We start from the raw sequence: 22414 nt of genomic DNA, 5'->3' as shown, positions 1-22414 counted from the left end.
CGCGATGGGGCCGCAGCCTTGGCACCGTCTGCGGGGGTGGCGCAAGCGGGCATGAAAAAAGACCCGGTCGCGTGACCGGGTCTTTTCCGCTTTCATCCATCCAGCTCAGCGATAGCGGGTGCCGCTATAGCTGGCGCTGCTGCTGCCTGAACTGCTTCCGGAACCGCTGGACGCGCTTCCGCTGCTCCAGCCATCCTGATCCCGGTCGCGATCGCCGAACAGGGCGTTCTGTTCCCGCTCGGTGCGCCAGGCGTGCTGCGCCTGCTCGGCGGTCTTTTCCAGCGTCACCTTGGTCGCGTCCACCGACTTGATCCAGCTCGAAGGGACCGAATGGTGGACGCCGCCCGCATCGCTGTCGCTCTTGGTCAGGATGATGCGGTCGCCGCGCAGCTTGTCGACGGTGCCGACATGCTCGCCGTCGCTGCCGACTACCTCATGATGTTCGCGCACCTGGCTGATCGCCTGGCGCTGTTCGCCGCGGCGGGTGCGCCAGGAGCCGAATTCGCTGTTGAAGCGGTCGCGATGTTCGCGCTGATATTCGGCATAGTCGCGGTCCAGTTCATCCACGCGCTGCTGGCGCCAGGCCTGGTAATTGCTGTCGTGGTGCGCGCCATAATCCTGCTGCGGACCATAGCCGTAGACGCGGTTGCCGTGATCCTCGTTGCCATAGCCGCTGCGTTCGCCGCTATAGGGGGCAAAGCCGCGGTTGGGCAGATAGTCGCTGCGGGCAGCCGAGGCATAGCCGAGCCGGCTCGACTGGTCGCGCGGATCGCCATAGGGGCGGTTATAATATTCGTCATATTCCCGGCGGCGCTCGGCTTCCTCGTCGCCGAACCAGCTGCGGACCTCATCCCCGGCGCGGTCGAAGAAACCGCGATCTTCGGGATCATAATCGCTCGGCGGGCGGCGATAGTCGGGGCCGCCGAACTGACCGCGCGTGCCGTAGCGATAGCCGCGATCGTCGCGTCCATAATCGCCCGGCCGGCGATAGCGGTCGCCGCCGCGATCCCAGTTGCTGCCATATCGATCTTCGCCACCATAGCGGCGTCCGCCTTGGTAACCCATCGTCCTTCTCCTTCTTCTCATCGGGCGACGCCTGCGCGGCATCGACGGGGCATCAATGACCGGAAAAGGGCATCGTTCCGGGCGTTACGCAGGAGTAATGTCGTGCCTGTCGGGCGGTCTGCCGCGCCTGAAACTGGCCCTTTGCCAGTGGCTTGATCCAGATCAGCCGGTGACGCGCTTTTTTGTGCGAAAGACGGTTGCATGGGCCAAATCGCTCGCTTATAGGCAGCGCTCCTTCGGGGGCCTTAGCTCAGCTGGGAGAGCGCGTCGTTCGCAATGACGAGGTCAGCGGTTCGATCCCGCTAGGCTCCACCAACCCCTTCCCAGGGTTGAACCGCAAGGACTTTACCGCTGGCGCCGGACGTGCGTAGAGCGGTTTCCATGAATATTGAAACAGATGCCGTTGAAGCGGACATGGGCCGCCCGGCCGCCACGGTCGTCATCGTGCGCGACCGGCACGATGGCCCGCCAGACTTGCTGATGGTGGAGCGCGCGTCGACCATGGCCTTTGCGGCAGGCGCACTGGTCTTTCCCGGCGGCGCGGTTGACGAGGGCGATCATGCGCTGGCGCGCCGGATCGATCACGGGCTGGAGCCAGACGAGGCGGCCGGGCGCATCGCCGCCATTCGCGAGACGATCGAGGAAAGTGGGCTGGGGATCGGTCTGCGGGGCATGGTGGACGCCGCCACGGTGCTGCGGCTGCGCGATGGGTTGCATGACGGGCGGACTATGGGCGAGATGCTGGACCGGCTGGGACTGGACGTCGCACTGGATGCGCTGACGCTCTTTGCGCGCTGGCACCCTGCGCCGTTCGAGCGGGCGCGGCGGGTGTTCGATACGCGATTCTATCTGGCGCGTGCGCCGGAGGGGCAGGTGGCGAGCGTCGATACGACCGAGAATGTGCGCCTGTTCTGGAGCAGCGCGGCGGACACGCTGGCACGGGCCGATGCGGGCGAGGCGCAGGTCATCTTCCCGACGCGGCGCAATCTGGAGCGACTGGCGCTTCATGCGGATCATGATGCGCTGGTCGCCCATGCGCTGGCCTATCCGGTGGAGAAGGTGCGGCCGTGGCGGGAGGAGCGCGACGGGGAAACCCACCTCTGCATCCCCGATCATCTGGGTTATCCCGTCACCTCGGAACCGATGCGGCAGGTCCGGCGTGTTTAGGGGGTGCGACGCCTTCATCTGACCCTGCGCCGCCTGCTCTGGCTGGCGGCATCCCTCGTCCTGATCCTGCTGGCTTATGCCTGGCTAAAGCAGCGACCGCAGGATCTGCCCTGGACCGATCTGGACCTGGGGCAGCCGATCGGCCTGTTCACCGGGCGCAAGCTGGCGGCGCTGACCGGCGATGCGGCGCAATGCCGGGCGCTGCTCGACCGGGCGGGCGTGGACTATGTCGCGATGGAACCGGGCGGGGCGGACCAGTGTCGCTATGCCGATGCGGTGCGGTTGCGCGCCGACAAGGATGCCATCGCGATGGCGCCCGCGGCGGTCGCTCCGTCCTGTCCGGTGGTCGCCGCGCTCAAGCTGTGGGAATGGCAGGTGGTGCAGCCGGCCGCGCAACGCATCTATGGCGCGCCGGTGCGCAGCATCCGCCATTTCGGCAGCTATAGCTGTCGGCGCATCTATGGCCGCAGCCGGGGCGATTATAGCGAACATGCCACCGCCGACGCGATCGACGTCGCCGCCTTCATGTTGAAGGACGGGCGGCAGGTCAGCGTGCTGAACGACTGGAAGGGCGAGGGGAAGGACGCCGCATTTTTGCGCGCGGTGCGCGACGGGGCATGCGGGCTGTTCTCGACCGTCTTGTCGCCCGACTATAATGCCGCGCATCGCGACCATTTCCATCTGGATCAGGCGGAGCGGGGAGCGATGGGCGGACGGGCGTGTCGCTAGTATAATTTCTCCCCAAGCTTGTCTTGGGGAAGAATTTACTGTCCGAACCCAGCTTCCCGCGCGAGCGTCACCGCTTCGCGCGCGGCCGCCAGCAAGGCGCCGCTCTTGGCCTCGCATTCGCGCTGTTCATATTCGGCGGTCGAATCGGCGACGATGCCCGCGCCGGCCTGCACATGCATGACGCCGTCCTTGAGGACAGCCGTGCGCAGGACGATGCAACTGTCCATATTGCCGTCCGGCCCGAAATAGCCGACGCCGCCGGCATAGGCGCCGCGCGTTTCCGGTTCCAGTTCGGCGATGATTTCGCAGGCGCGGACCTTGGGCGCGCCCGATACGGTGCCGGCCGGGAAGCCCGCGAACAGCGCGTCGATCGCGTCCTTGTCCGGGGACAGGCGGCCCACGACGTTGGACACGATATGCATGACATGGCTGTAGAATTCGACGGTATAGCTGTCGGTCACGGTCACGCTGCCAGCGGTCGCCACGCGGCCGACATCGTTGCGGCCGAGGTCCAGCAGCATCAGATGCTCGGCCCGTTCCTTCGGATCGGCGAGCAGGCTTTCGCGATTCGCCGCATCCTCCACGGCATTCTTGCCGCGTGGGCGGGTGCCGGCGATCGGACGGATCGTGACTTCGCCGTCGCGCGCACGGACCAGGATTTCCGGGGACGAGCCGATCAGCGCGAAGCCGGGCAGGTCGAGATAATAGAGGAAGGGCGACGGGTTGATGCGTCGCAGCGCGCGATAGAGGGCGATCGGCGGCAAAGTGAAGGGGCTGGTGAAGCGCTGGGCCAGCACCACCTGAAAAATGTCGCCCGCAACGATATAGTCCTTCGCCCGGTCCACCATCTGCGCATAGCGGCCCGGTTCCAGCACCGGCGTGACCGTGACATCGGCGATTGCGGCCGGGGCCGTTACCGCGGGCAGGGGCGCGGCGAGGCGCGCGGCGGTGGCGTCGATCCGCTCCAGCGCTTCCGCGATGGCCCGGTCTGCATCGGTGAAGCTGCCTTTCCAGACCGGCGCGACCAGATAGAGCGCGTCGGCGAGGCGATCGAAGACGAGTATCACGGTCGGCCGCACGAACAGCATGTCGGGCACGCCGATCGGATTGGCGGCGGGGCGGGGCAGTTTTTCCACCAGCCCGACCGTCTCATAGCCGAAATAGCCGACGAGGCAGGCGAGCGCGGCCGGCAAAGCAGGGTCCATATGGGCGCGACATTCGGCGACCAGGTCGCGCAGCGCGTCGAGCGATCCCTTTTGCTGCGCGACGAAGGCGTCGCGATCGGTCGCCCATTGGCGGTTGATCTCCGCGCTTTGGCCGTTCGCGCGGAAGACCAGGTCGGGGGCGAGGCCGATCAGGCTGTGGCGGCCGCGCACCGCGCCGCCCTCCACCGATTCCAGCAGATAGTCGCCGCGATCGGGTTCGAACAATTTCAGCGCGGCGGAAATCGGCGTGTCGGTATCGGCGATCTGCCGCCGCCACACCAGCGCGGACTCGCCACGCATGAGCGCCGCGCGCGCAGTCGCTACGCCGTCTGCCGTCCCGCCGATCGCCGTCATCTTACTGCTCGCCGCTATTGGTGGCGGCCAGCGCGCTGCGGACCTGCTCCACGGCCTTGGCGTTGCGGGTGACGCCCAGTTCCTTTTCGACCGCGCGCTCGAACTGCTGGCCATATTCCTGGCCGACTACTTCGGCGAGCTGGGTGCGGACCTGGTTCAGCAAGGCCGGCTGATTCTTGGCGTCGCCGCGCTCGATCTTGTTCAGTTGCACGACGAAATAGCCGCGATCCTGGCCGATCGGCAGCGTCTTGACCGTGTTCGCCGCCATCGCAAAGAGGATGGCGACTTCGGCCGGGGGACGCTGCTCGCCGCGCATGATGTCGGCGCGGCGGCCGCCCAGCATCTGCGGCGCGGGCAGCTTGACGCCGGCCTGGGCGATGGCGTCGGCCAGTTTCGCGCCCTTGGCGACCTTCGCCTGGATCTGCTCGGCCAGCGCCTTCGCCTTCAGATTGCCGGCATTCAGCTTATATTGCGCCAGCACCAGTTGCTTGACTTCGGCCAGCGGCGGCGGTGCGGCCGTGATGATTTCGCCCGGGGCGGCGAGCGCATAGCGCTTGTCCGCCGTGATCGGGATGAGCTGCGCGTCGTCGTCCGCACTCATCGCGAAGACCGGGGCGAGCAGCGGCTGGATATCGGCCGGCGCGGCATAGGCCTGGTCCTTCACCTGCTTGCCGGTGGCGAGCAGGGGCGGGCTGGTTTCCAGCTTGAGGCCGTTATCCTTCACCACTTCCTGGAAGCTGTCGCCATTGGCGATCGCATCCTCGATCTTGCCGGTGAAGTCGGACAGCAGTTGCTTTTCCTTCTGCGCGCGCAGCGCCGTGACGATCTCTCCGCGCACCGCGTCCAGCGTGCGGGCAGGGGTTTCCTTCGTCGCGGTAACGCGCAGCAGCAGCCAGCCCAGCGGTCCGCGTACCGGACCGATCAGGTCGCCCTGCTTGCCAGCGAACACGCTATCGGCGACGGCCTTGCCTGCCGTGACGGTCAGCGCATCGCGACTCTGGTCGGCCAAGGAGGATACGGCGAGGCCGGCACTCTGGGCCGCGGCGGCGAGCGACTTGCCGCCCTTCACCTGATCGGCGATCGCCTTGGCGCCCGCCTGGGTCGGCAGCACGAGCTGCTCGACGCTGCGGCTCTGCTTGGCGGCGTAGCTGGCCTTGTTCTGATTGTAGCTTGCGCTGATCTCCGCTTCGGTCGGCTGGGCCGCCTGGGCGAAACGCTCGGCATCCACCACGGCGTAGCGAATACGGCGCTGTTCCGGGATGGTGAAGCGGCTGGCGTTCTTCTTGTAATAATCGGCCAGTTGCGCGTCGGTCGGGTTCTTTTCATCGAGGAAGGCGATCGCCGGGATCGCCGCGACCGTGCCTTGACGCGCTTCGAGCAGCAGCGAGGCGTAAGGCAGGACCATGCTGTCGGTCAGCTTGACGCCCAGGCCCACCGGGGCGAGCAACTGCCGCTGGAGGATTTCGCGGCTGATGTCGTCGCGCAGCGCCTGTTCGGTCAGCCGTTCGCGGACGAGGAGCGCGCGGAAATTATCATTGCTGAAATTGCCCGCCGCGTCCTGGAAGGCGGGGATTTGCGCGATCTGCGCATCGACCAGCCGCTTGGAGATATGCACGCCCTGATCGTCGGCGAAGGCGCGCAGCGTCAGCGACGCCACCAGCTGGTCATAGACCTGGCTCCCGCCGCCCTGCGCGAAGAAATCGCCGATCTGTAGGCCGGGATTGGACCGGCGCGCATTTTCGAACACGCGCTGCACCCGGTCCTGCAATTCGGTCTGGCTCAGGGTCTGGCCCTTCGCCTTGGCCGCGGTGCCGCCGCCGCCCAGCATCGATCCCGAGCCGAACTTGCCGCTGGTGACGTCGCCCAGGATGAAGGCGCCAGCGATCACCCCCAGGAACAGGATGGCGAAAAGCGCGCCGAATTTGGATCGGATGAAGCTGCGAAAGACAGAAAGCATGGGGGTTCCGGAACTGCGGCTGTGTGGCGGCCCGCTTTAGGCGCGGATGCGCGCGGCGGCAAGGCTTGGACTGGACAAATGCGCGATCGCCGTTCATCGGCTTTTGCCAGCATCGGGACGATCCGAGGAGGCGCGATCCCATAAGGGACGCGGCGGATCGGCACCGGGGCATCGTGCAGCAATAACCACACCTTACATACAGGGGAAACGGTCAGATGAGCAGGCGCAAGCTGGTTGTCGGCAACTGGAAGATGAACGGGATGCGCGAGCATCTGGATGAAGTGGAGGCGATCGGCGATCTGGCCGCCGCGCATCCGGCCGTCGAGGTCGGGCTGTGCCTGCCCGCGACGCTGATCATGGCCGGGTCGGAAAAGCGCGGCGCGGCGTTCATCGGCGCGCAGAACTGCCATATGGACATGAGCGGCGCCTATACCGGGTCGCTGTCGGCCGAAATGCTCGCAGAAGCGGGCGCGACCTGGGTCATCACCGGGCATAGCGAACGGCGCGAGGCGCGGGGCGAAACGAACGCCGACATCGCGGCCAAGGCGCTGGCGGCCAAGGCGGCGGGCCTGAAGGTCATCTTGTGCGTGGGCGAAAGCCTGGACGTGCGCGACGCGGGCGACGCGGAAGCCGTGGTGTCGGCGCAGTTGCTGGCGTCGCTGCCCGAAGGCGCGGCGGCGGACTGGCTGGCGGTCGCCTATGAACCCATCTGGGCGATCGGCACCGGCCGTATCCCGACGATGGAGGCTGTGGAAACCATGCACGCCGCGCTGCGCGCCGCGCTCGCCACCCGCATTGGCACTGAAGCGGACAAGATGCGCATCCTCTATGGCGGGTCGATGAACGGCGCGAATGCGGCCGAATTGCTGGCGATCGCCGATGTCGACGGCGGCCTGATCGGCGGTGCGAGCCTGACGGCCGAGAAATTCGCGCCGATCATCGAGGCGGCCGACGCCAGGGTGACGGCGGCGGTTTGACTGAATAAGCCCCTCCCTTTCAAGGGAGGGGTTGGGGTGGGTAGCGAGCGGAGCGAGCCGTAACCTTTGCCTCACGCGTAGCAAGCGATTGCTGGCGCAATCGCACCCACCCCCGGCCCCTCCCTTGAAAGGGAGGGGAGAAAAAGGCGCGGTTGCCCCCAACGCCCATCGTCGCTATGTGCGCGCCAACGCATTCTAAAGTACCGGACCCCGTCGCATGTTCACCTTCCTTCTCGTCGTGCAGGCCATCATCGCTGCTCTGCTGGTCGCCGTCATCCTGATGCAAAAGTCGGAAGGCGGCGGTCTGGGCGTGGGCGGCAGCCCGGCGGGCCTGATGTCGGCGCGCGGCGCGGCGGATTTCCTGACCCGGTCGACCACGGTGCTGGCGACGATTTTCGTCACCTTGTCGATCGTCATGGCGGTGATCGCATCGGTGCGTCATGCGCCCAGCGACATCGACACCTCGCTGGTGAAGCAGGCTCCGGCCACGCAGAACGCTCCAGCCCCGGCCGGTAATGCCGATCCGCTGGCGGGTGCGGCCAGCAATGCGGCGTCCGCGACGCCCTCGGCTCCGGCGGCCAATGGCGCGGTTCCGCTCGCCAACTAAACCTTTCACCGATCTTTCGATCTTTTTTTAGCGTGCGTGGATTCGCGCGCTTGCCCTTTGTTGTTCCGAAAGGCTAAGCCTCTCCTCCCATGACGCGGTATATTTTCATCACCGGCGGCGTGGTCTCCTCGCTTGGCAAAGGCCTGATGGCCGCTTCGCTTGCAGCGCTGCTGCAGGCGCGAGGTTTCCGTGTGCGAATCCGGAAATTCGACCCCTATCTCAACGTCGATCCGGGCACGATGAGCCCGTATCAGCATGGCGAAGTCTATGTGACCGACGACGGGGCGGAAACCGACCTCGACCTGGGCCATTATGAGCGCTTCACCGGCGTGTCTGCGCGCCAGAGCGACAATGTGACGCAGGGCCGCGTCTATCAGACGATCATCCAGCGCGAACGGCGCGGCGACTATCTGGGCGCGACGGTGCAGGTGATCCCGCACGTCACCGACGAGATCAAGGCGTTCGCGCTGGCCGACACCGACGATATCGATTTCGTCCTCTGCGAAATCGGCGGCACGGTGGGCGACATAGAATCGCTGCCCTTCATGGAAGCGATTCGCCAACTACATAACGACCTGGATCGCGGCCAGTCGATCTTCGTCCATGTGACGCTGGTGCCCTATATCGCGGCGGCGGGCGAGCTGAAGACCAAGCCGACCCAGCGCAGCGTGCGCGACCTGACCTCGCTGGGCATCCAGCCCGACATCCTTCTGTGCCGTTGCGAGCATCCGCTGCCCGACAGCGAGCGTCAGAAGATTGCACTGTTCTGCAACGTGCGTCCCGAAGCGGTCATCCCCGCGCTTGACGCCAGCAGCATCTACGCCGTGCCGCATCAATATCACGCCGAAGGGCTGGACGAGGAAGTGCTGCGCGCCTTCGGCATCAAGGATGCGCCCGTGCCCCAGCTTGCCCGCTGGGACGACATCATGGATCGCCAGCAGAACCCCGAAGGCGAAGTGACGATCGGCGTGGTAGGCAAATATGTCGGCCTGCTCGACGCCTACAAGTCGCTGTACGAAGCGCTGAACCATGGCGGCCTAGCCAACCGGGTGAAGGTCAAGGTCAAGTGGATCGACGCCGAATTGTTCGAGAAGGGTGACGACATCGTCGCCAGCCTGGAGCCGATGCACGGCATCCTGGTGCCGGGCGGCTTCGGCGTGCGCGGGTCGGAAGGCAAGATCGCCAGCGTCAAATTCGCGCGCGAACGCAATGTGCCCTTCTTCGGCATTTGCCTGGGGATGCAGATGGCCTGCATCGAGGGCGCGCGGAACACCGCGGGTATCGCCGATGCCTCCACCACCGAATTTGGCGATACGTCCGAGCCGGTCGTGGGCCTCATCACCGAATGGATGAGCACGGAAGGCTTGCAGAAGCGAACCGCCGACACCGATCTGGGCGGCACGATGCGGCTGGGCGCCTATCCGGCGAAACTCACCGGCAACAGCGTCGTCGCGGGCATTTACGGCACCGACGACATCAGCGAGCGGCATCGTCATCGCTATGAAGTCAATGCCGGCTATCGCGAGCCGCTGGAAAAGGGCGGCCTGATCTTTTCGGGCATGTCGCCGGACGGCACGCTGCCCGAAATCGTCGAGCGGCCAGACCATCCCTGGTTCGTGGGCGTGCAGTTCCACCCGGAACTCAAGTCCAAACCCTTCGACCCGCACCCGCTCTTCGCCAGCTTCATCGAAGCGGCGGTCAAGCAGAGCCGGTTGATGTAAGAAAGCGGGGCCGGATGGCCCCGTTTTTCGTTCAAGCGATGGTGCGGATCACAGCGCGGACGTCACATCCGTCTGCGCAAAATCATTACCGACGAACAGCAACGGGCAGTTGCGCGTGGTCGCCAGTTCATAGGCGAAGCAATCGCCGTAATTGAGGCTGGCGGGATGCACACCCTTGCCCCATCGGGCGTAGGCGTCTGCTGCACGTCGGGCGGAGTCCGGAGTCAGTGCCACTATGTCGATGTCGAGTTCCTCGATCAGGCGCTTGGCCTGCCGACTGTAATTGCGCCGAAGGGCTACGGTCAGAGTCTCCGTCAGCGTGCCCGCTGACATGATCAGCGCGTCGTCGCTTCCCAACACTGCCGCGCAAACATCCGCTTCCGCTTCATTCAGCAGGATGGCCATGATCGCGGACGTATCGATGGCGATCAACTGGGCAGGCCGTCATCATCATAGAGGAAGTCCTGGCTTCGCGCCGCACAAGGGCCGGGGGAAGCGAGCCTTGCCGCCTCTGCGCGAATGTTCTCGATCGATGCGCGTCGCGACTTCGCGTCCACCTGCGCCTTGATGGGAACGAGGCGAACAGCCGCGTGGCCGTGACGGGTGAGGATGACTTCGTCACCCGCTTCGGCGCGCCTGACCAGGTCGGTCAGTTGCGCCTTGGCGTCGGACACGGAAATTTTCATCTCGTTCGCCCCATGCAATTAAGGGATGATTATGGACCATCTAATGGTCCAAATCAAGATGCTGCCGGCGTCAGCTTTAGCATCCGCCCCTGCGATCCTTCCTTGCCGTCCTCCAGCAGCCACAGCGCGCCGTCTGGCCCTTGCTCCACTTCGCGGATGCGGGCGCCCATGTCCCACTGGTCGGCCTTTTCCGCTTTCTCGCCGTCCAGCTTCACCCGGACGAGGCTCTGGCTGGACAGGCCGCCGATGAACAGCGAGTTCTTCCACTGTGGGAACATGTCGCCCGCATAATAGAGCAGGCCGCCGGGCGAGATGACCGGATTCCACCAGACTTTGGGTGCCTCGAACCCGTCGCCCGCCTTATGATCGGGAATGTCGCGGCCGTCATAATGGCTGCCGTTCGACGCCTTGGGCCAGCCATAGTTGAGGCCGGGCTTGATGAGGTTCACCTCGTCGCCGCCCTTCGGTCCCATTTCCTGTTCCCACAAGCGGCCATCCTTGTCGAAGGCGATGCCCAGCAGATTGCGATGGCCATAGGACCAGATGGCGGGATGGAAGCCCTTGGCGGCGAGCGGATTGTTCGCCGCGGGCGTGCCGTCCAGGTTCAGGCGCAGCACCTTGCCCAGCGTCGCCTTGGGGTCTTGCGCCGGGTCGAACTTCTGCCGCTCGCCATTGGTGAAGAAAAGATATTGGCCATCGGGCGAAAAGGCGATGCGGCCCGAATAATGACCGTTGCCGTCGACATAGGGGCTGGCGCGGAAGAGGACGGTCACGCCATCCAGCTTCGTCGTGCCGTCGCTGGCCTGATTGAACGCGCCCTTGGCCAGCGCCACGCCTTTCACCCCGTCACGTTCCTCCGAAAAGCTGAAATAGACGGCCTTGTCCCTGGCGAAGGTCGGCGACAGCACCACGTCCATCAGGGCGCCCTGGCCCGCGCTGTCGACCGCCGGGATGCCCGCGATCGGGATCTTGGTGCCGTTCCTGGGATCGAACAGAATCATCTCGCCTGCCTTCTCCGTCACCAAGGCGCGTCCGTCGGGCAGGAAGGTCATGGCCCAGGGCGAATCGAAATCGGCTATGACGGATGTCTTGAACGGCTTGTCCGCCGCAGCGGCGCTGTTCTGGCCGGTGGCGTTCTCGGCCGAACAGGCGATGAGGATGAGGGGCAGGGCGGTCATAATAGCTCGGGTCATAATTTTCTCCGTTCGCCCTGAGCGAAGTCGAAGGGCTATGCTGAGCATGGCGAAGCACCTCTCTTCGTTCGGTGGAGGGCTTCGACTTCGCTCAGCCCGAACGGTTAGAATACAACAAGACGAATAATGTTGCAGATTGCGTGGCTCACGCCTATATCGCCCTTGCTTCCTTACATCGTCAAACATGTCAGGGCCGCAAGCGGAACGCTTGCGGCGCTTGTTAGGTGTACGGCAGGGGAAGCGCGCATAGAGTTTCTGGAGATTGCATGGCGGACATCGCCCTATTGACCGCGCTGATCGAACCCGAGGTAAAGGCCCTGGGCTTCGACCTCGTGCGGATCAGGCTGTTCGGGTCGGGCGACGAGCATACGTTGCAGATCATGGCAGAAGACCCGAAGACCAAGCAACTGGTCATCGAGGATTGCGCTGCCATCTCGCGGCGTATTTCGGACGTGATGGATGAGGTCGATCCGATCGAGGAGGCCTATCGTCTGGAGGTCAGTTCGCCCGGCATCGACCGGCCGCTGACCCGGCTGCACGACTTCATCGAATGGGCCGGCCATGAGGCCAAGATTTCCGCGACCGAGATCGTCGAGGGACGCAAGAGCTTCCGCGGCGTCCTGAACGGGGTCGAAGGCGACAATATCCTGTTTACCGACGCGAAGAGTGGCGACGTCGTCATTCCTTTCGCGCTGGTCAGCGACGCGAAGCTGCTGCTGACCGACGCGCTCCTTTCTGCTACAATGCCGCTTTCCTCCGATGGGGCGGATGATTTTGAAACCGAAGAATAAGGGTTCATAAAGCCATGGCCAACGCCATTTCCGCCAATCGGGCCGAACTGATCGCGATCGCCAACAGCGTCGCATCCGAAAAGATGATCGACAAGGCGATCGTCATCGAAGCGATGGAAGACGCGATCCAGCGCGCCGCCCGCGCGCGCTATGGCGCCGAAAACGACATCCGTGCCAAGCTGGACCCGGAAACCGGCGACCTGCGCCTGTGGCGCGTCGTCGAGGTGGTCGAACTGGTCGAGGATTATTTCAAGCAGGTCGATTTGAAGGCCGGGCAAAAGCTGAAAAAGGATGCCGTGATCGGCGACTTCATCGTCGATCCGCTGCCCGCGATCGACCTGGGCCGCATCGACGCCCAGTCGGCCAAGCAGGTTATCTTCCAGAAGGTCCGCGACGCCGAGCGTGAGCGCCAGCATGAAGAGTTCAAGGACCGCGTGGGTGAGATCATCACCGGCGTCGTCAAGTCGGTCGAATTCGGCCATGTCGTCGTCAATCTGGGCCGGGCCGAAGGCGTGATCCGCCGTGACCAGCAAATTCCGCGCGAAGTCGTTCGCGTCGGTGACCGCATCCGCTCGGTCGTGCTGAACGTGCGTCGCGAAAATCGCGGGCCGCAGATTTTCCTGAGCCGCGCGCATCCTGAATTCATGAAGAAGCTGTTCGCGCAGGAAGTGCCGGAAATCTACGACGGCGTCATCACCATCATGGCCGCCGCCCGCGATCCGGGCAGCCGCGCCAAGATCGGCGTCATCAGCCGCGATTCGAGCATCGACCCGGTCGGCGCCTGCGTCGGCATGAAGGGCAGCCGCGTGCAGGCCGTCGTGCAGGAAATGCAGGGCGAAAAGATCGACATCATCCCCTGGTCGGAAGATACCGCGACCTTCGTCGTCAATGCGTTGCAGCCGGCCCAGGTCAGCCGCGTCGTCATCGATGAAGAAGAAGAGCGTATCGAAGTCGTCGTCCCCGACGATCAGTTGTCGCTCGCCATCGGCCGCCGCGGCCAGAATGTCCGCCTCGCCAGCCAGTTGACTGGCAAGGCGATCGACATCATGACCGAAGCCGACGCCAGCGAGAAGCGCCAGAAGGAATTCGTCAGCCGCTCCGAACTGTTCCAGAACGAACTGGACGTGGACGAGACGCTGTCGCAGTTGCTGGTCGCCGAAGGCTTTGGCGAGCTGGAAGAGGTCGCCTATGTCGAGATCGACGAACTGGCGGCGATCGAAGGCTTTGACGACGAGCTGGCCGCCGAGTTGCAGAACCGCGCGCTTGAAGCGCTGGAGCGCCGCGAGGCCGCTGCCCGCGAGGAACGCACCAATCTGGGCGTCGAGGACGCGCTGGCCGAGATGCCGCATCTGACCGAAGCCATGCTGGTCACGCTGGGCAAGGCGGGCGTCAAGACGCTCGACGACCTGGCCGACCTGGCCACCGACGAACTGGTGCAGAAGAAGCGCGTCGACCAGCGTCGCCGCAAATCGGATAGCGGCGCCGAGGACAAGGGCGGCATATTGGCGGCCTATGGCCTGTCGGACGAGCAGGGCAATGAGATCATCATGGCCGCCCGCGCCCATTGGTTCGAAGACGAGGAAGCCTGAGCCTCCATGTCTTTTATCGCCCTCCGCCCGACTGGCCACGCGATCATCGCTGACGCCATCCGGTCGCTCACCGAGCGGCCGGAAGGGCTGGCGGCTGTCCTGTCCGGCTCTCCAACAAGGGAGGACGCCTATGTTGCGGACACTCCCCGATGAGAGAATAGCGCCTCTCGACAGCGTCGGACTTGCCCTTTCATCCGTTTTGGCGGAGGGGCGCGCATGACCGAACGCAAATGCATATTGACCGGCGACCGAGCCGACCCCGACACGCTGGTTCGCCTGGCGGTGGGGCCGGAGGGTCAGGTGCTGCCCGATATTCGCGCCAAGGCGCCGGGGCGGGGCGCCTGGATCGGCGTATCGCGCGCCGAGTTGGAAACCGCGCTGGCCAAGGGCAAGCTCAAGGGCGCGCTCGCCCGTGCGTTCAAGGATAGCGCCCTCCAGATATCCGACGACCTGCCGGCGATGATCGAGTCCGGGCTGCGCAAGACGCTGCTGGATCGGCTGGGGCTGGAATCGCGTGCGTCGATGCTGCTGACGGGGTCCGAAAAGATCGACGTCGCGTGCCGCAAGGGGCAGGTGCGGTTGCTGCTCCATGCCGCTGATGCGGCGGCTGACGGCAACCGGAAACTGGACCAGGCGCTGCGCGTCGGGCAGGAGGCCGAAGGTACGGATTTGGCGGGTATCGTCTTGCCTGTGGACCGGGAGGCCCTATCTATGGCAATGGGGCGCGACAATGTCGTCCATATCGCAGTAACCGACTCGCGTGCGGCGTCGCGTCTGCGTGCGGCCATCGGCCGCTTGGAAAGCTATCTGGGTTGCGCTAACGGGGCGCCTGTACAGGGGGAGCCTGACTCCACCGATGTGCCGGGCGTGGTCGTTTAGGTTAAGTTCGGATGTGAATTTGTTAAGGGCGCCGACGGGCCTTTCCGGTCGGAGCGGAAGTGAAGGGTTAAGTTCAGTCGTATGAGTGACAGCAAGGAAGACAAGCCGGTTCTGGGCCGCAAGCCACTGGGCATCAAGCGGACCGTGGAATCCGGTCAGGTGCAGCAGCAGTTCAGCCATGGCCGCAAGAATACGGTCGTGGTTGAAGTGAAGCGGCGCCGCGTCCTGGGCAAGCCGGGTGAGACGACCGGTGCTGCCCCTGCGGCTGCGCCCCAGGCCGATCCCACTCCGGTCGCGCCGCGCCCGGCCGCGCCTGCGCCGCAGCAGACCCGCGCGCCGCAGCCTGCGCCGGTGCGCCAGTCGCCGCCGCAGAGCCTGATGTCGCGTCAGGAATTGCAGGCCAAGCTGCTGCGCGAGGCTGAGGAAGCCCGCATGACCGCGCTGGAAGATGCGCGCCGTCGTGAGGATGCCGCGCGTCTCGCCGCCAGCGAGGAAGAAAAGCGCCGCGCCGAGGAAAATCGCCAGGCGGCCGAAGCGCCGCCGACGCCCGAGCCGGTCGAACGGGCTGCGCCCGAACCGGTCGCCGAGGCCGTCGCGCCTGCGCAACCGGCTACGGAAGAGGCCGCAGCGCCTGCCGCGCCCGCCGAACAGGAGCGGCCCGCCACGCCCGCGGCCGCCGCGCCGCCGCCGCGCCGCTTCACCCCGGTCACGCCGGTCAAGCGCCCCGAGCCGACCAAGCCCGAACGCGCCAAGAAGGGCGAAGATAATCGCCGCCAGGCCGGCAAGCTGACCGTCACCAAGGCGCTGGCCGATGACGACAGCGCCCGCGCCCGCAGCCTTGCAGCGCTCAAGCGCGCCCGTGAAAAGGAGCGTCGCGCCCATTATGCCGGCGGCGCGCAGCAGCGCGACAAGCAGGTCCGCGACGTCGTGGTGCCTGAAATCATCACCGTGCAGGAACTGGCCAACCGTATGGCCGAAAAGGGCGCGGACCTGGTCAAGTCGCTGTTCAAGATGGGTCAGGCGGTTACGCTCAACCAGCCGATCGATCAGGATACGGCGGAGTTGCTGGTCGAGGAATTCGGCCACCGCATTCAGCGCGTGTCCGACGCCGACGTGGAAATCGGCATCACCGGCGATGTCGATGCGCCTGAAACGCTCAAGCCTCGCGCGCCGGTCGTCACCATCATGGGCCATGTCGATCACGGCAAGACCTCGCTACTCGACGCCTTGCGCGGGACCGACGTGGTCGCGGGCGAAAGCGGCGGCATCACCCAGCATATCGGCGCCTATCAGGTGACGACCAAGGGTGGCGACGTCATCACCTTCCTCGATACGCCGGGCCATGAAGCCTTTTCGGAAATGCGCGCCCGCGGCGCCAACGTCACCGACATCGTCATCCTGGTGGTGGCGGCCGACGACGGGCTGATGCCGCAGACGATCGAGGCGATCAACCATACCAAGGCGGCCGGCGTGCCGATGATCGTGGCGATCAACAAGTGCGACAAGCCCGAAGCGAACCCGCAAAAGGTGCGCGAGCGCCTGTTGAGCGAGGAGATCGTGGTCGAGGATATGGGCGGCGACGTTCAGGACGTGGAGGTTTCCGCGCTCAAGAAGACCGGCCTTGACGAACTGATCGAGAAGATCCTGCTCCAGGCCGAAGTCATGGAGCTGTCCGCCAATCCCGATCGCGCCGCCGAAGGCAATGTGATCGAGGCGCAGCTCGACAAGGGCCGCGGTGCGGTCGCTACCGTGCTGGTGCGCAAGGGTACGCTCAAAGTCGGCGACACCTTCGTCATCGGCGCGGAAAGCGGCAAGGTCCGTGCGCTGGTCAACGACAAGGGTCAGCAGGTGAAGTCCGCCGGTCCCTCGACCCCGGTCGAGGTGCTGGGCCTGTCCGGCGTTCCCAAGGCGGGCGACCAGCTCACCGTCGTCGAGAATGAAGCGCGCGCCCGCGAAGTCGCCGCCTATCGTCAGGAGCAGATCACGCTCAAGCGGACGGCGTCTGTGCCGACCAACTTCGAAAGCATGTTCTCGGCGCTCAACACGACCATGATCGAATATCCGGTCGTGATCCGTGGCGACGTGCAGGGGTCCGTCGAAGCGATCGTCACTGCGCTGAACCGCATTTCGACCGACGAGATCAAGGTGCGTATCCTCAGCTCCGGCGTCGGTGCGATCACCGAAAGCGACGTTACGCTGGCCGCTGCCAGCCGCGCGCCGCTGATTGGCTTCAACGTCCGTCCCAATGCCAAGGCGCGTCCGATGGCCGTGCGCGAGAAGATTTCGCTGCGCTATTATGACGTGATCTACGACCTGCTGGAAGAAGTCCGCAACGAAATGGCGGGCCAGCTGGCGCCAGAGCGCATCGAAACGATCGTGGGTCGCGCCGAAGTGCTGCAGGTGTTCCCGGCGGGCAAGAAGGACAAGGCGGCCGGTCTGCTCGTCCTCGACGGCATCATCCGCAAGGGGCTCAATGCGCGCCTCACCCGGTCCGACGTCATCGTGTCCAAGACGGTCATCCACTCGCTGCGCCGGTTCAAGGACGATGTGTCCGAAGTCCGCGCGGGCATGGAGTGCGGCGCGGTCCTGCAGGATACGAACGACATCAAGCCCGGCGACACGCTGGAACTGTTCGAGGTCGAAGAGCGTCAGCGCACGCTGTAAGCCATATCCCCCTTCCGCTTGCGGGAGGGGGATTGGGGGTGGGCTCGCCCTCTCCTGAATTGCTATGGCCGGTGGGAGGAGCCCGCCCCCGGCCCCTCCCGAGCAGGGAGGGGGGAGATTTAGGCTATGGCCCAACAACCCGAAGGCCCGTCCGTCCGCCTGCTCCGCGTGGGCGAACAGGTGCGCCATGTCCTGTCCGACATCCTCCAGCGCGGCGACGTGCATGACGACGTGCTGGCCAGACATGTCGTGAGCGTCACCGAAGTGCGCATGTCCCCCGACCTGCGCCACGCCACCATCTTCATCAAGTCGCTGCTGGGGCAGGATGAGGAAGCGGTGCTGAAGGCCCTGCGCACCAATACCGCCTATCTGCAGCGCGCGGTCGCCAGTCGCATCGCGCTCAAATATGCCGCCAAGCTGAAATTCCTGGCGGACGACAGCTTCGACGAGGGCAGTCATATCGACAAGCTGCTGCGTCAGCCCAAAGTGGCGCAGGATCTGGTGAAGGACGAGGGCGAAGAATAATTGCGGTGCCTGTGCTTCTACCGCATAGTCGCCGCATGAAGCTGACCGTCAATCACGATAACCGGGTCACTTTGCCAGCCGCGCTTCGCAGGCTGTTGGGTCTGCGGCCGGGGGATGCGGTCCAACTGTCAGTTCATGATGGCGGCCTTCTTATGCGCCCGGCGACCGGGATGCCTATGCCGGGGCGGCAAATCGGGACGGTTCCGGTTGCATAGCAGCGTCATTCGGCGAGTCTCGATCATGTGGGGGTTATCGGTGCGGACATTATCGGGGTTTGCAGTTGCGGCCATACTCGCCGCGTCGTCGCCCGCCTTCGCCAAGGAGCCGGCGATCCATCCTGCCGTCATCGCCGATCCCAGACCTGACGCCGCCTATCCTGCAAGCATGAGTGCCTTCGTCATCCCCGCGCAGGACGGGGCGATGAACGCGGTCATGTACACAGCCGCGGGCGCAGGCATCCACCCGACGCTGCTGCTGCTCCACGGCTTTCCCGGCAACGAACAGAATCTCGATCTGGCCCAGGCCGTCCGTCGCGCCGGGTGGAATGTGCTGACGCTCCATTATCGCGGCAGTTGGGGCAGCCCCGGCATATTCTCCTTCGCCAACGCATCGGAGGACGCCTTCACCGCGCTGCAATATCTCCAGCAACCCTCCATCGTCGCCAGATATCGCATCGACACCAGCGCGATCGTGGTCGCCGGGCACAGCATGGGCGGCTTCATGGCCGCCGATGCCGCCGCGGCCGATCCGCGCGTCGCCGGGCTGTTCCTGATCGATCCCTGGGACCCGGCGCAGACCGTGGCGGCGCTGGCCACGCCGGAAGGCGAGGCGGGGTGGAAGGCGGAAGTGGCGAGCGACCTGCCGCCGCTCCATGGCGCGACCTATGAGGGGCTGACCGGCGAGATCAAGGCCGACGGGCAGAAGTTCGACCTGGGTCGCCGCCTGGCCGGCTATGGTCGCCGTCCGCTGACGCTGTTGGGCGCGGAAAAGGGGATAGGCGCCATGGCGCGCAAGGCGGCTGCCGATGCGCAGGGCGCCAATCCGGACGCGCGGCTGATGGTCTGGCCGACCGATCACAGCTTCTCCGACAAGCGGATCGCGCTGGCCGACGCACTGGTGCGTTTCCTGGCTGGCGTCGCACCGACGATCCGCTAATCGGCGCCGATGGCGAAACTCTATTTCTATTATAGCTCGATGAATGCGGGGAAATCGACCACCCTGCTGCAATCCGACTTCAACTATCGCGAGCGCGGCATGGACACGATGCTGTGGACCGCCGCGCTCGACGATCGCTTTGGCCGCGGGCGGATCGTGTCGCGCATCGGGCTGGAGGCGCTTGCCGCTCTGTTCGATCCGCAGGTCGATATCTTCGCCGCCATTGCTGCCCGGCACGGCGCGACGCCGCTGTCCTGCGTGCTGGTGGACGAGGCGCAATTCCTGACCGAGGCGCAGGTGTGGCAGTTGGGCGGAGTTTGCGACCGGCTCGGCATTCCGGTCCTCTGCTACGGCATCCGTACCGATTTCCAGGGGCAGCTTTTCGCCGGCAGCGCCGCGCTGTTGGGATTGGCCGACACGCTGACAGAGATCAAGACGGTGTGCGATTGCGGCCGCAAGGCGACGATGAACCTGCGCGTCGATGCGGGCGGACGGCCGATCCAGCAGGGCGCGCAGACCGAAATCGGCGGCAATGATCGCTATGTCGCACTATGCCGCCGCCACTTCGTGGAGCAGATGCGGCGATGACCCGCATCGAACGCCTGCTTGCGCCGATCGAAGCGCCCGGCCTGCATCTGGAACAGTTGCGCGAAGCGCATCGCGAGACGCTGCGCCCGCTCTGCCCGGCGGACGATCCGGTATGGGAGATTTTTCCCAGTAACTGGGCAGGCGCGCATTTCGATGCGATATTCGACGCGACCCTCGCCAATCCCGATCGCTGTCCTTTCCTGATCGTCGCCGACGGCGCCGCTGTCGGCATGTCGGGCTATCTGCACATCCACGCGGCCGACAATTGGCTGGAACTGGGCGGCACCTATATGACGCCATCCGCGCGCGGCACCGGGCTGAACGGCCGGATCAAGCCGCTGCTGATCGGGCGCGCATTGGAATGCGGCTTCACCCGTATCGAATTTCGCATCGACCAGCGCAACGTCCGCTCGCAAAAGGCGGTCGAAAAGCTGGGCGCGGTGCGCGAGGGAGTCCTGCGCAAGCAGCGGGTGACCTGGACCGGCCATGTCCGCGATACGGCGATCTATTCGATCCTGGCCGATGAATGGCGGGCGCGCATTAGCTGATCGTCGCGATCCAGTCGGGCAGGTCGGCCAGCCGCTCCAACTGGATGAAGCGTTCATGGCTGGATGGCGCCGTGGCGCTTTCGTGCGACCAGCCGCCTTCCTGCGGGATGAAGGCAGCCCATGCGCCGGCCTCCAGCGCGGGCAATATGTCCGATCGCATCGAATCGCCCGCCATAACCGCCTCGTCCGGCGCGATGCCCAGGCGGGCGAACAGGGTGCGGAACGTGTCCGCTTTCTTGTCGCTGACGATCTCTATGCCCGAAAACAGGTCGCCCAGGCCCGACGCCGCCAGCTTGCTTTCCTGATGCAGCAGGTCGCCCTTGGTCACCAGCACCAGCGGGCCGACTTTGGCCAGTCGCGCCAGCGTGTCCTCCACGCCGTCGAACAGCTCGACCGGATGGGCGAGCAGCGCACGGCCCGCCGCCAATATCCCCTCGATCATCGACCTGGACAGCTTGTCGCCAGCCAGCTCCACCGCCGTCTCGATCATCGACAGGGTGAAGCCCTTCGCCCCATAGCCATAGAGCGGCAGGTTGCGCGTCTCGCAGGCGATCAGCCGCTCGCGCGTCATGTCGGCTTCCGCAAAGGGGCGCAGCATGTCGAGCAGCGCGTCTTCGGTCGCGTTGAAATGGCGCATATTGTGCCAGAGCGTGTCGTCGGCATCGAGGCAGATGAGCTTGATGGTCATGGGCGCTCCTTATCGCAGGGCGGGGCGCGGGGAAATGCCGATTGGGGGGGACGCATTAAAGGCTGACAGGGCGGGGCAGGCCGGATAAGGCCCGCCGCCATGCATGGCTGGATCATTCTCGACAAACCGCATGGCCTCGGCTCCACCCAGGCGGTCAGCGCGGTCAAGCGCGCGCTGCGCGTGCAGCGGGAGCTGCTGGGCGGGACGGAAAAGTGGAAGGTCGGCCATGGCGGCACCCTCGATCCGCTGGCGACAGGCGTGCTGCCGATCGCGATCGGGGAGGCGACCAAGCTGGCGGGCCGGATGCTCGATAGCGACAAGATTTATGATTTTACGATCAAGTTTGGCGAGCAGACTGACACACTCGACCTTGAGGGCAAGGTGATTGCCGTATCCACCGGTTATCCCGGTCTGGAACAAGTAGAGGCTATTCTGCCGCGCTTTACTGGGCCGATCGAGCAAGCGCCGCCAGCTTATAGTGCGATATTGATCGACGGTCAGCGCGCCTACGACCTCGCTCGAAAAGGCGAAAAAGTTGTGATGAAAACGCGCAGCGTCACCATCCACTCTATCCGCGTCTCGGAGTTTCCGCGTGAACAGATTGGATATAGTGGAGCCGGGGAATTGGAAGCAATTACCTTGACCGCCCATGTCTCCAAGGGCACCTATATCCGCTCCCTTGCCCGCGACATCGCACTGGCATTGGGGACGGTCGGCCATGTCACTATGCTGCGCCGGATCAAGGCCGGGCCGTTCACGCTGGAAACCGCGATATCGCTGGACAAATTGGACGAAGCTGCTAAGGGCGGCGGCATCGGTGGGCTCATGCTGCCGTTGACGGCGGGGCTGGACGACATCCCGGCTCTCCCCGTCTCTCCCGATCAGGCCATCGCTCTCCGCCAGGGGAAGATACTGACCGGGATCGCTGCCACCGACGGCCAGTATCTGGCGACATTGGGCGATATCCCCGTGGCGCTGGTGCGGTCGGACGATCATCAGATCGTCGTGGTGCGCGGTTTCAACCTGATGTCGAGGGAAGACGATTAGATGACGATTACTGCCGAGCGCAAGGAAGCGCTGATCAAGGAATATGCCCGCGCCGAGGGTGACACGGGTTCGCCCGAGGTTCAGGTTTCGATCCTGACCGAGCGGATCACCAACCTGACCGAGCATTTCAAGGGTCACCACAAGGATAATCATAGCCGTCGTGGTCTGCTGATGATGGTCAACAAGCGTCGTTCGCTGCTGGACTATCTCAAGAAGAAGGATCAGGCGCGTTACACCGACCTGATCGCCAAGCTGGGCCTGCGCAAGTAAGCCTGCTAA

At 65.0% G+C, this 22414-nt stretch carries 23 protein-coding genes and 1 tRNA gene; 17 read left to right on the top strand and 7 right to left on the bottom strand.

Annotation, left to right across the window (positions count from 1 at the left end):
* Positions 1 to 105: 105 nt before the first annotated feature.
* Entirely contained in the window at positions 106 to 1065 is a 960-nt protein-coding gene (locus tag ABT375_RS06700; protein ID WP_261936577.1) for a DUF2171 domain-containing protein, read from the bottom strand.
* Positions 1066 to 1304: 239 nt separating this feature from the next.
* Between ABT375_RS06700 and ABT375_RS06695 the strand changes: the two genes are divergently transcribed.
* The 3 genes from ABT375_RS06695 (at position 1305) to ABT375_RS06685 (ending at position 2961) form a co-directional block, all read left to right on the top strand.
* Positions 1305 to 1380, top strand: a tRNA-Ala gene (locus ABT375_RS06695).
* Between the two features lie 66 nt (positions 1381 to 1446).
* The gene (locus tag ABT375_RS06690) at positions 1447 to 2232 is read left to right on the top strand and encodes an NUDIX hydrolase (RefSeq protein WP_416464547.1); all 786 of its coding nucleotides are present in this window, start codon (positions 1447 to 1449) and stop codon (positions 2230 to 2232) included.
* Positions 2233 to 2235: 3 nt separating this feature from the next.
* Positions 2236 to 2961 (top strand): extensin family protein, encoded by a 726-nt coding sequence (locus tag ABT375_RS06685; RefSeq protein ID WP_416464546.1) that lies wholly within the window; start codon positions 2236 to 2238, stop codon positions 2959 to 2961.
* Between the two features lie 35 nt (positions 2962 to 2996).
* Here the strand turns inward: ABT375_RS06685 and trpE are convergent, their stop codons facing one another.
* Together trpE and ABT375_RS06675 are read right to left on the bottom strand one after the other, a co-directional pair.
* A complete protein-coding gene (trpE, locus tag ABT375_RS06680) occupies positions 2997 to 4520 on the bottom strand; it encodes an anthranilate synthase component I (protein WP_416464545.1) in 1524 nt (507 codons plus the stop codon).
* Between the two features lies 1 nt (position 4521).
* Positions 4522 to 6477 carry a peptidyl-prolyl cis-trans isomerase gene (locus ABT375_RS06675; RefSeq protein WP_416464544.1) on the bottom strand — a complete coding sequence of 652 codons (1956 nt, stop codon included), beginning with the start codon at positions 6475 to 6477 and terminating at the stop codon, positions 4522 to 4524.
* A 215-nt stretch (positions 6478 to 6692) separates the two neighbouring features.
* On the opposite strand from ABT375_RS06675, the gene tpiA reads away from it, so the two are divergent.
* The 3 genes from tpiA (at position 6693) to ABT375_RS06660 (ending at position 9782) form a co-directional block, all read left to right on the top strand.
* Complete coding sequence (tpiA, locus tag ABT375_RS06670; protein ID WP_416464543.1) at positions 6693 to 7454, top strand: triose-phosphate isomerase; 762 nt, start codon at positions 6693 to 6695, stop codon at positions 7452 to 7454.
* 217 nt (positions 7455 to 7671) lie between these two features.
* Positions 7672 to 8061, top strand: coding sequence for a preprotein translocase subunit SecG (secG, locus tag ABT375_RS06665; protein ID WP_224547503.1), 390 nt, complete (start codon positions 7672 to 7674; stop codon positions 8059 to 8061).
* A gap of 89 nt (positions 8062 to 8150) precedes the next feature.
* Positions 8151 to 9782, top strand: coding sequence for a CTP synthase (locus ABT375_RS06660; protein ID WP_416464542.1), 1632 nt, complete (start codon positions 8151 to 8153; stop codon positions 9780 to 9782).
* Between the two features lie 48 nt (positions 9783 to 9830).
* Here ABT375_RS06660 and ABT375_RS06655 read toward each other — a convergent pair whose 3' ends face one another.
* The 3 genes from ABT375_RS06655 to ABT375_RS06645 are packed head-to-tail and all read right to left on the bottom strand — an operon-like array spanning position 9831 to position 11661.
* Positions 9831 to 10214: a type II toxin-antitoxin system VapC family toxin gene (locus ABT375_RS06655; protein WP_416464541.1), complete on the bottom strand. Its 384-nt coding sequence runs from the start codon at positions 10212 to 10214 to the stop codon at positions 9831 to 9833.
* Positions 10211 to 10468 (bottom strand): type II toxin-antitoxin system Phd/YefM family antitoxin, encoded by a 258-nt coding sequence (locus ABT375_RS06650; protein ID WP_416464540.1) that lies wholly within the window; start codon positions 10466 to 10468, stop codon positions 10211 to 10213. The genes ABT375_RS06655 and ABT375_RS06650 overlap by 4 nt, the downstream gene beginning before the upstream one ends.
* Positions 10469 to 10521: 53 nt before the next feature.
* Positions 10522 to 11661 (bottom strand): PQQ-dependent sugar dehydrogenase, encoded by a 1140-nt coding sequence (locus ABT375_RS06645; protein ID WP_416464539.1) that lies wholly within the window; start codon positions 11659 to 11661, stop codon positions 10522 to 10524.
* Positions 11662 to 11927: 266 nt separating this feature from the next.
* On the opposite strand from ABT375_RS06645, the gene rimP reads away from it, so the two are divergent.
* The 9 genes from rimP to ABT375_RS06600 all read left to right on the top strand — a co-directional run bounded on the left by rimP (position 11928) and on the right by ABT375_RS06600 (position 20400).
* A complete protein-coding gene (gene rimP, locus ABT375_RS06640) occupies positions 11928 to 12452 on the top strand; it encodes a ribosome maturation protein RimP (protein ID WP_416464538.1) in 525 nt (174 codons plus the stop codon).
* A 14-nt stretch (positions 12453 to 12466) separates the two neighbouring features.
* A complete protein-coding gene (gene nusA, locus ABT375_RS06635) occupies positions 12467 to 14041 on the top strand; it encodes a transcription termination factor NusA (RefSeq protein ID WP_066603703.1) in 1575 nt (524 codons plus the stop codon).
* 216 nt (positions 14042 to 14257) lie between these two features.
* The gene (locus ABT375_RS06630; RefSeq protein ID WP_224547489.1) at positions 14258 to 14920 is read left to right on the top strand and encodes a DUF448 domain-containing protein; all 663 of its coding nucleotides are present in this window, start codon (positions 14258 to 14260) and stop codon (positions 14918 to 14920) included.
* 81 nt (positions 14921 to 15001) lie between these two features.
* On the top strand, positions 15002 to 17584 hold the full coding sequence (gene infB, locus ABT375_RS06625) for a translation initiation factor IF-2 (protein WP_261936586.1): 2583 nt from the start codon (positions 15002 to 15004) through the stop codon (positions 17582 to 17584).
* Positions 17585 to 17710: 126 nt separating this feature from the next.
* A complete protein-coding gene (gene rbfA / locus ABT375_RS06620; protein WP_261936587.1) occupies positions 17711 to 18109 on the top strand; it encodes a 30S ribosome-binding factor RbfA in 399 nt (132 codons plus the stop codon).
* Between the two features lie 35 nt (positions 18110 to 18144).
* Entirely contained in the window at positions 18145 to 18324 is a 180-nt protein-coding gene (locus tag ABT375_RS06615) for an AbrB/MazE/SpoVT family DNA-binding domain-containing protein (RefSeq protein ID WP_416464537.1), read from the top strand.
* Positions 18325 to 18364: 40 nt separating this feature from the next.
* The gene (locus ABT375_RS06610; RefSeq protein ID WP_416464536.1) at positions 18365 to 19264 is read left to right on the top strand and encodes an alpha/beta fold hydrolase; all 900 of its coding nucleotides are present in this window, start codon (positions 18365 to 18367) and stop codon (positions 19262 to 19264) included.
* A gap of 9 nt (positions 19265 to 19273) precedes the next feature.
* Positions 19274 to 19852, top strand: a complete 579-nt coding sequence (locus tag ABT375_RS06605) for a thymidine kinase (protein ID WP_224547484.1) — start codon at positions 19274 to 19276, stop codon at positions 19850 to 19852.
* Positions 19849 to 20400, top strand: a complete 552-nt coding sequence (locus ABT375_RS06600; RefSeq protein WP_261936589.1) for a GNAT family N-acetyltransferase — start codon at positions 19849 to 19851, stop codon at positions 20398 to 20400. Before ABT375_RS06605 ends, ABT375_RS06600 begins: the two co-directional genes overlap by 4 nt.
* Here ABT375_RS06600 and ABT375_RS06595 read toward each other — a convergent pair.
* The gene (locus ABT375_RS06595) at positions 20393 to 21088 is read right to left on the bottom strand and encodes an HAD family hydrolase (RefSeq protein ID WP_416464535.1); all 696 of its coding nucleotides are present in this window, start codon (positions 21086 to 21088) and stop codon (positions 20393 to 20395) included. The two genes, ABT375_RS06600 and ABT375_RS06595, sit on opposite strands and share 8 nt — an antisense overlap.
* A gap of 99 nt (positions 21089 to 21187) precedes the next feature.
* Between ABT375_RS06595 and truB the strand changes: the two genes are divergently transcribed.
* Complete coding sequence (gene truB, locus ABT375_RS06590; protein ID WP_416464534.1) at positions 21188 to 22135, top strand: tRNA pseudouridine(55) synthase TruB; 948 nt, start codon at positions 21188 to 21190, stop codon at positions 22133 to 22135.
* The gene (gene rpsO / locus ABT375_RS06585; RefSeq protein WP_119745455.1) at positions 22136 to 22405 is read left to right on the top strand and encodes a 30S ribosomal protein S15; all 270 of its coding nucleotides are present in this window, start codon (positions 22136 to 22138) and stop codon (positions 22403 to 22405) included.
* Positions 22406 to 22414: the final 9 nt, after the last annotated feature.

It is taken from the genome of Sphingomonas sp. VDB2, assembly GCF_047946695.1.
Lineage (GTDB): Bacteria > Pseudomonadota > Alphaproteobacteria > Sphingomonadales > Sphingomonadaceae > Sphingobium > Sphingobium bisphenolicum.
This window is presented reverse-complemented; position numbering and strand designations above follow the sequence as displayed.

What these genes read in the sequence shown, in the direction of transcription:
- ABT375_RS06700 (WP_261936577.1), bottom strand. Translation starts at nt 1,065, where the DNA reads ATGGGTTACCAAGGCGGACGCCGCTATGGTGGCGAAGATCGATATGGC.
- ABT375_RS06690 (WP_416464547.1), top strand. Translation starts at nt 1,447, where the DNA reads ATGAATATTGAAACAGATGCCGTTGAAGCGGACATGGGCCGCCCGGCC.
- trpE (WP_416464545.1), bottom strand. Translation starts at nt 4,520, where the DNA reads ATGACGGCGATCGGCGGGACGGCAGACGGCGTAGCGACTGCGCGCGCG.
- ABT375_RS06675 (WP_416464544.1), bottom strand. Translation starts at nt 6,477, where the DNA reads ATGCTTTCTGTCTTTCGCAGCTTCATCCGATCCAAATTCGGCGCGCTT.
- tpiA (WP_416464543.1), top strand. Translation starts at nt 6,693, where the DNA reads ATGAGCAGGCGCAAGCTGGTTGTCGGCAACTGGAAGATGAACGGGATG.
- secG (WP_224547503.1), top strand. Translation starts at nt 7,672, where the DNA reads ATGTTCACCTTCCTTCTCGTCGTGCAGGCCATCATCGCTGCTCTGCTG.
- ABT375_RS06660 (WP_416464542.1), top strand. Translation starts at nt 8,151, where the DNA reads ATGACGCGGTATATTTTCATCACCGGCGGCGTGGTCTCCTCGCTTGGC.
- ABT375_RS06650 (WP_416464540.1), bottom strand. Translation starts at nt 10,468, where the DNA reads ATGAAAATTTCCGTGTCCGACGCCAAGGCGCAACTGACCGACCTGGTC.
- ABT375_RS06645 (WP_416464539.1), bottom strand. Translation starts at nt 11,661, where the DNA reads ATGACCCGAGCTATTATGACCGCCCTGCCCCTCATCCTCATCGCCTGT.
- rimP (WP_416464538.1), top strand. Translation starts at nt 11,928, where the DNA reads ATGGCGGACATCGCCCTATTGACCGCGCTGATCGAACCCGAGGTAAAG.
- nusA (WP_066603703.1), top strand. Translation starts at nt 12,467, where the DNA reads ATGGCCAACGCCATTTCCGCCAATCGGGCCGAACTGATCGCGATCGCC.
- ABT375_RS06630 (WP_224547489.1), top strand. Translation starts at nt 14,258, where the DNA reads ATGACCGAACGCAAATGCATATTGACCGGCGACCGAGCCGACCCCGAC.
- infB (WP_261936586.1), top strand. Translation starts at nt 15,002, where the DNA reads ATGAGTGACAGCAAGGAAGACAAGCCGGTTCTGGGCCGCAAGCCACTG.
- rbfA (WP_261936587.1), top strand. Translation starts at nt 17,711, where the DNA reads ATGGCCCAACAACCCGAAGGCCCGTCCGTCCGCCTGCTCCGCGTGGGC.
- ABT375_RS06615 (WP_416464537.1), top strand. Translation starts at nt 18,145, where the DNA reads ATGAAGCTGACCGTCAATCACGATAACCGGGTCACTTTGCCAGCCGCG.
- ABT375_RS06605 (WP_224547484.1), top strand. Translation starts at nt 19,274, where the DNA reads ATGGCGAAACTCTATTTCTATTATAGCTCGATGAATGCGGGGAAATCG.
- ABT375_RS06600 (WP_261936589.1), top strand. Translation starts at nt 19,849, where the DNA reads ATGACCCGCATCGAACGCCTGCTTGCGCCGATCGAAGCGCCCGGCCTG.
- ABT375_RS06595 (WP_416464535.1), bottom strand. Translation starts at nt 21,088, where the DNA reads ATGACCATCAAGCTCATCTGCCTCGATGCCGACGACACGCTCTGGCAC.
- truB (WP_416464534.1), top strand. Translation starts at nt 21,188, where the DNA reads ATGCATGGCTGGATCATTCTCGACAAACCGCATGGCCTCGGCTCCACC.
- rpsO (WP_119745455.1), top strand. Translation starts at nt 22,136, where the DNA reads ATGACGATTACTGCCGAGCGCAAGGAAGCGCTGATCAAGGAATATGCC.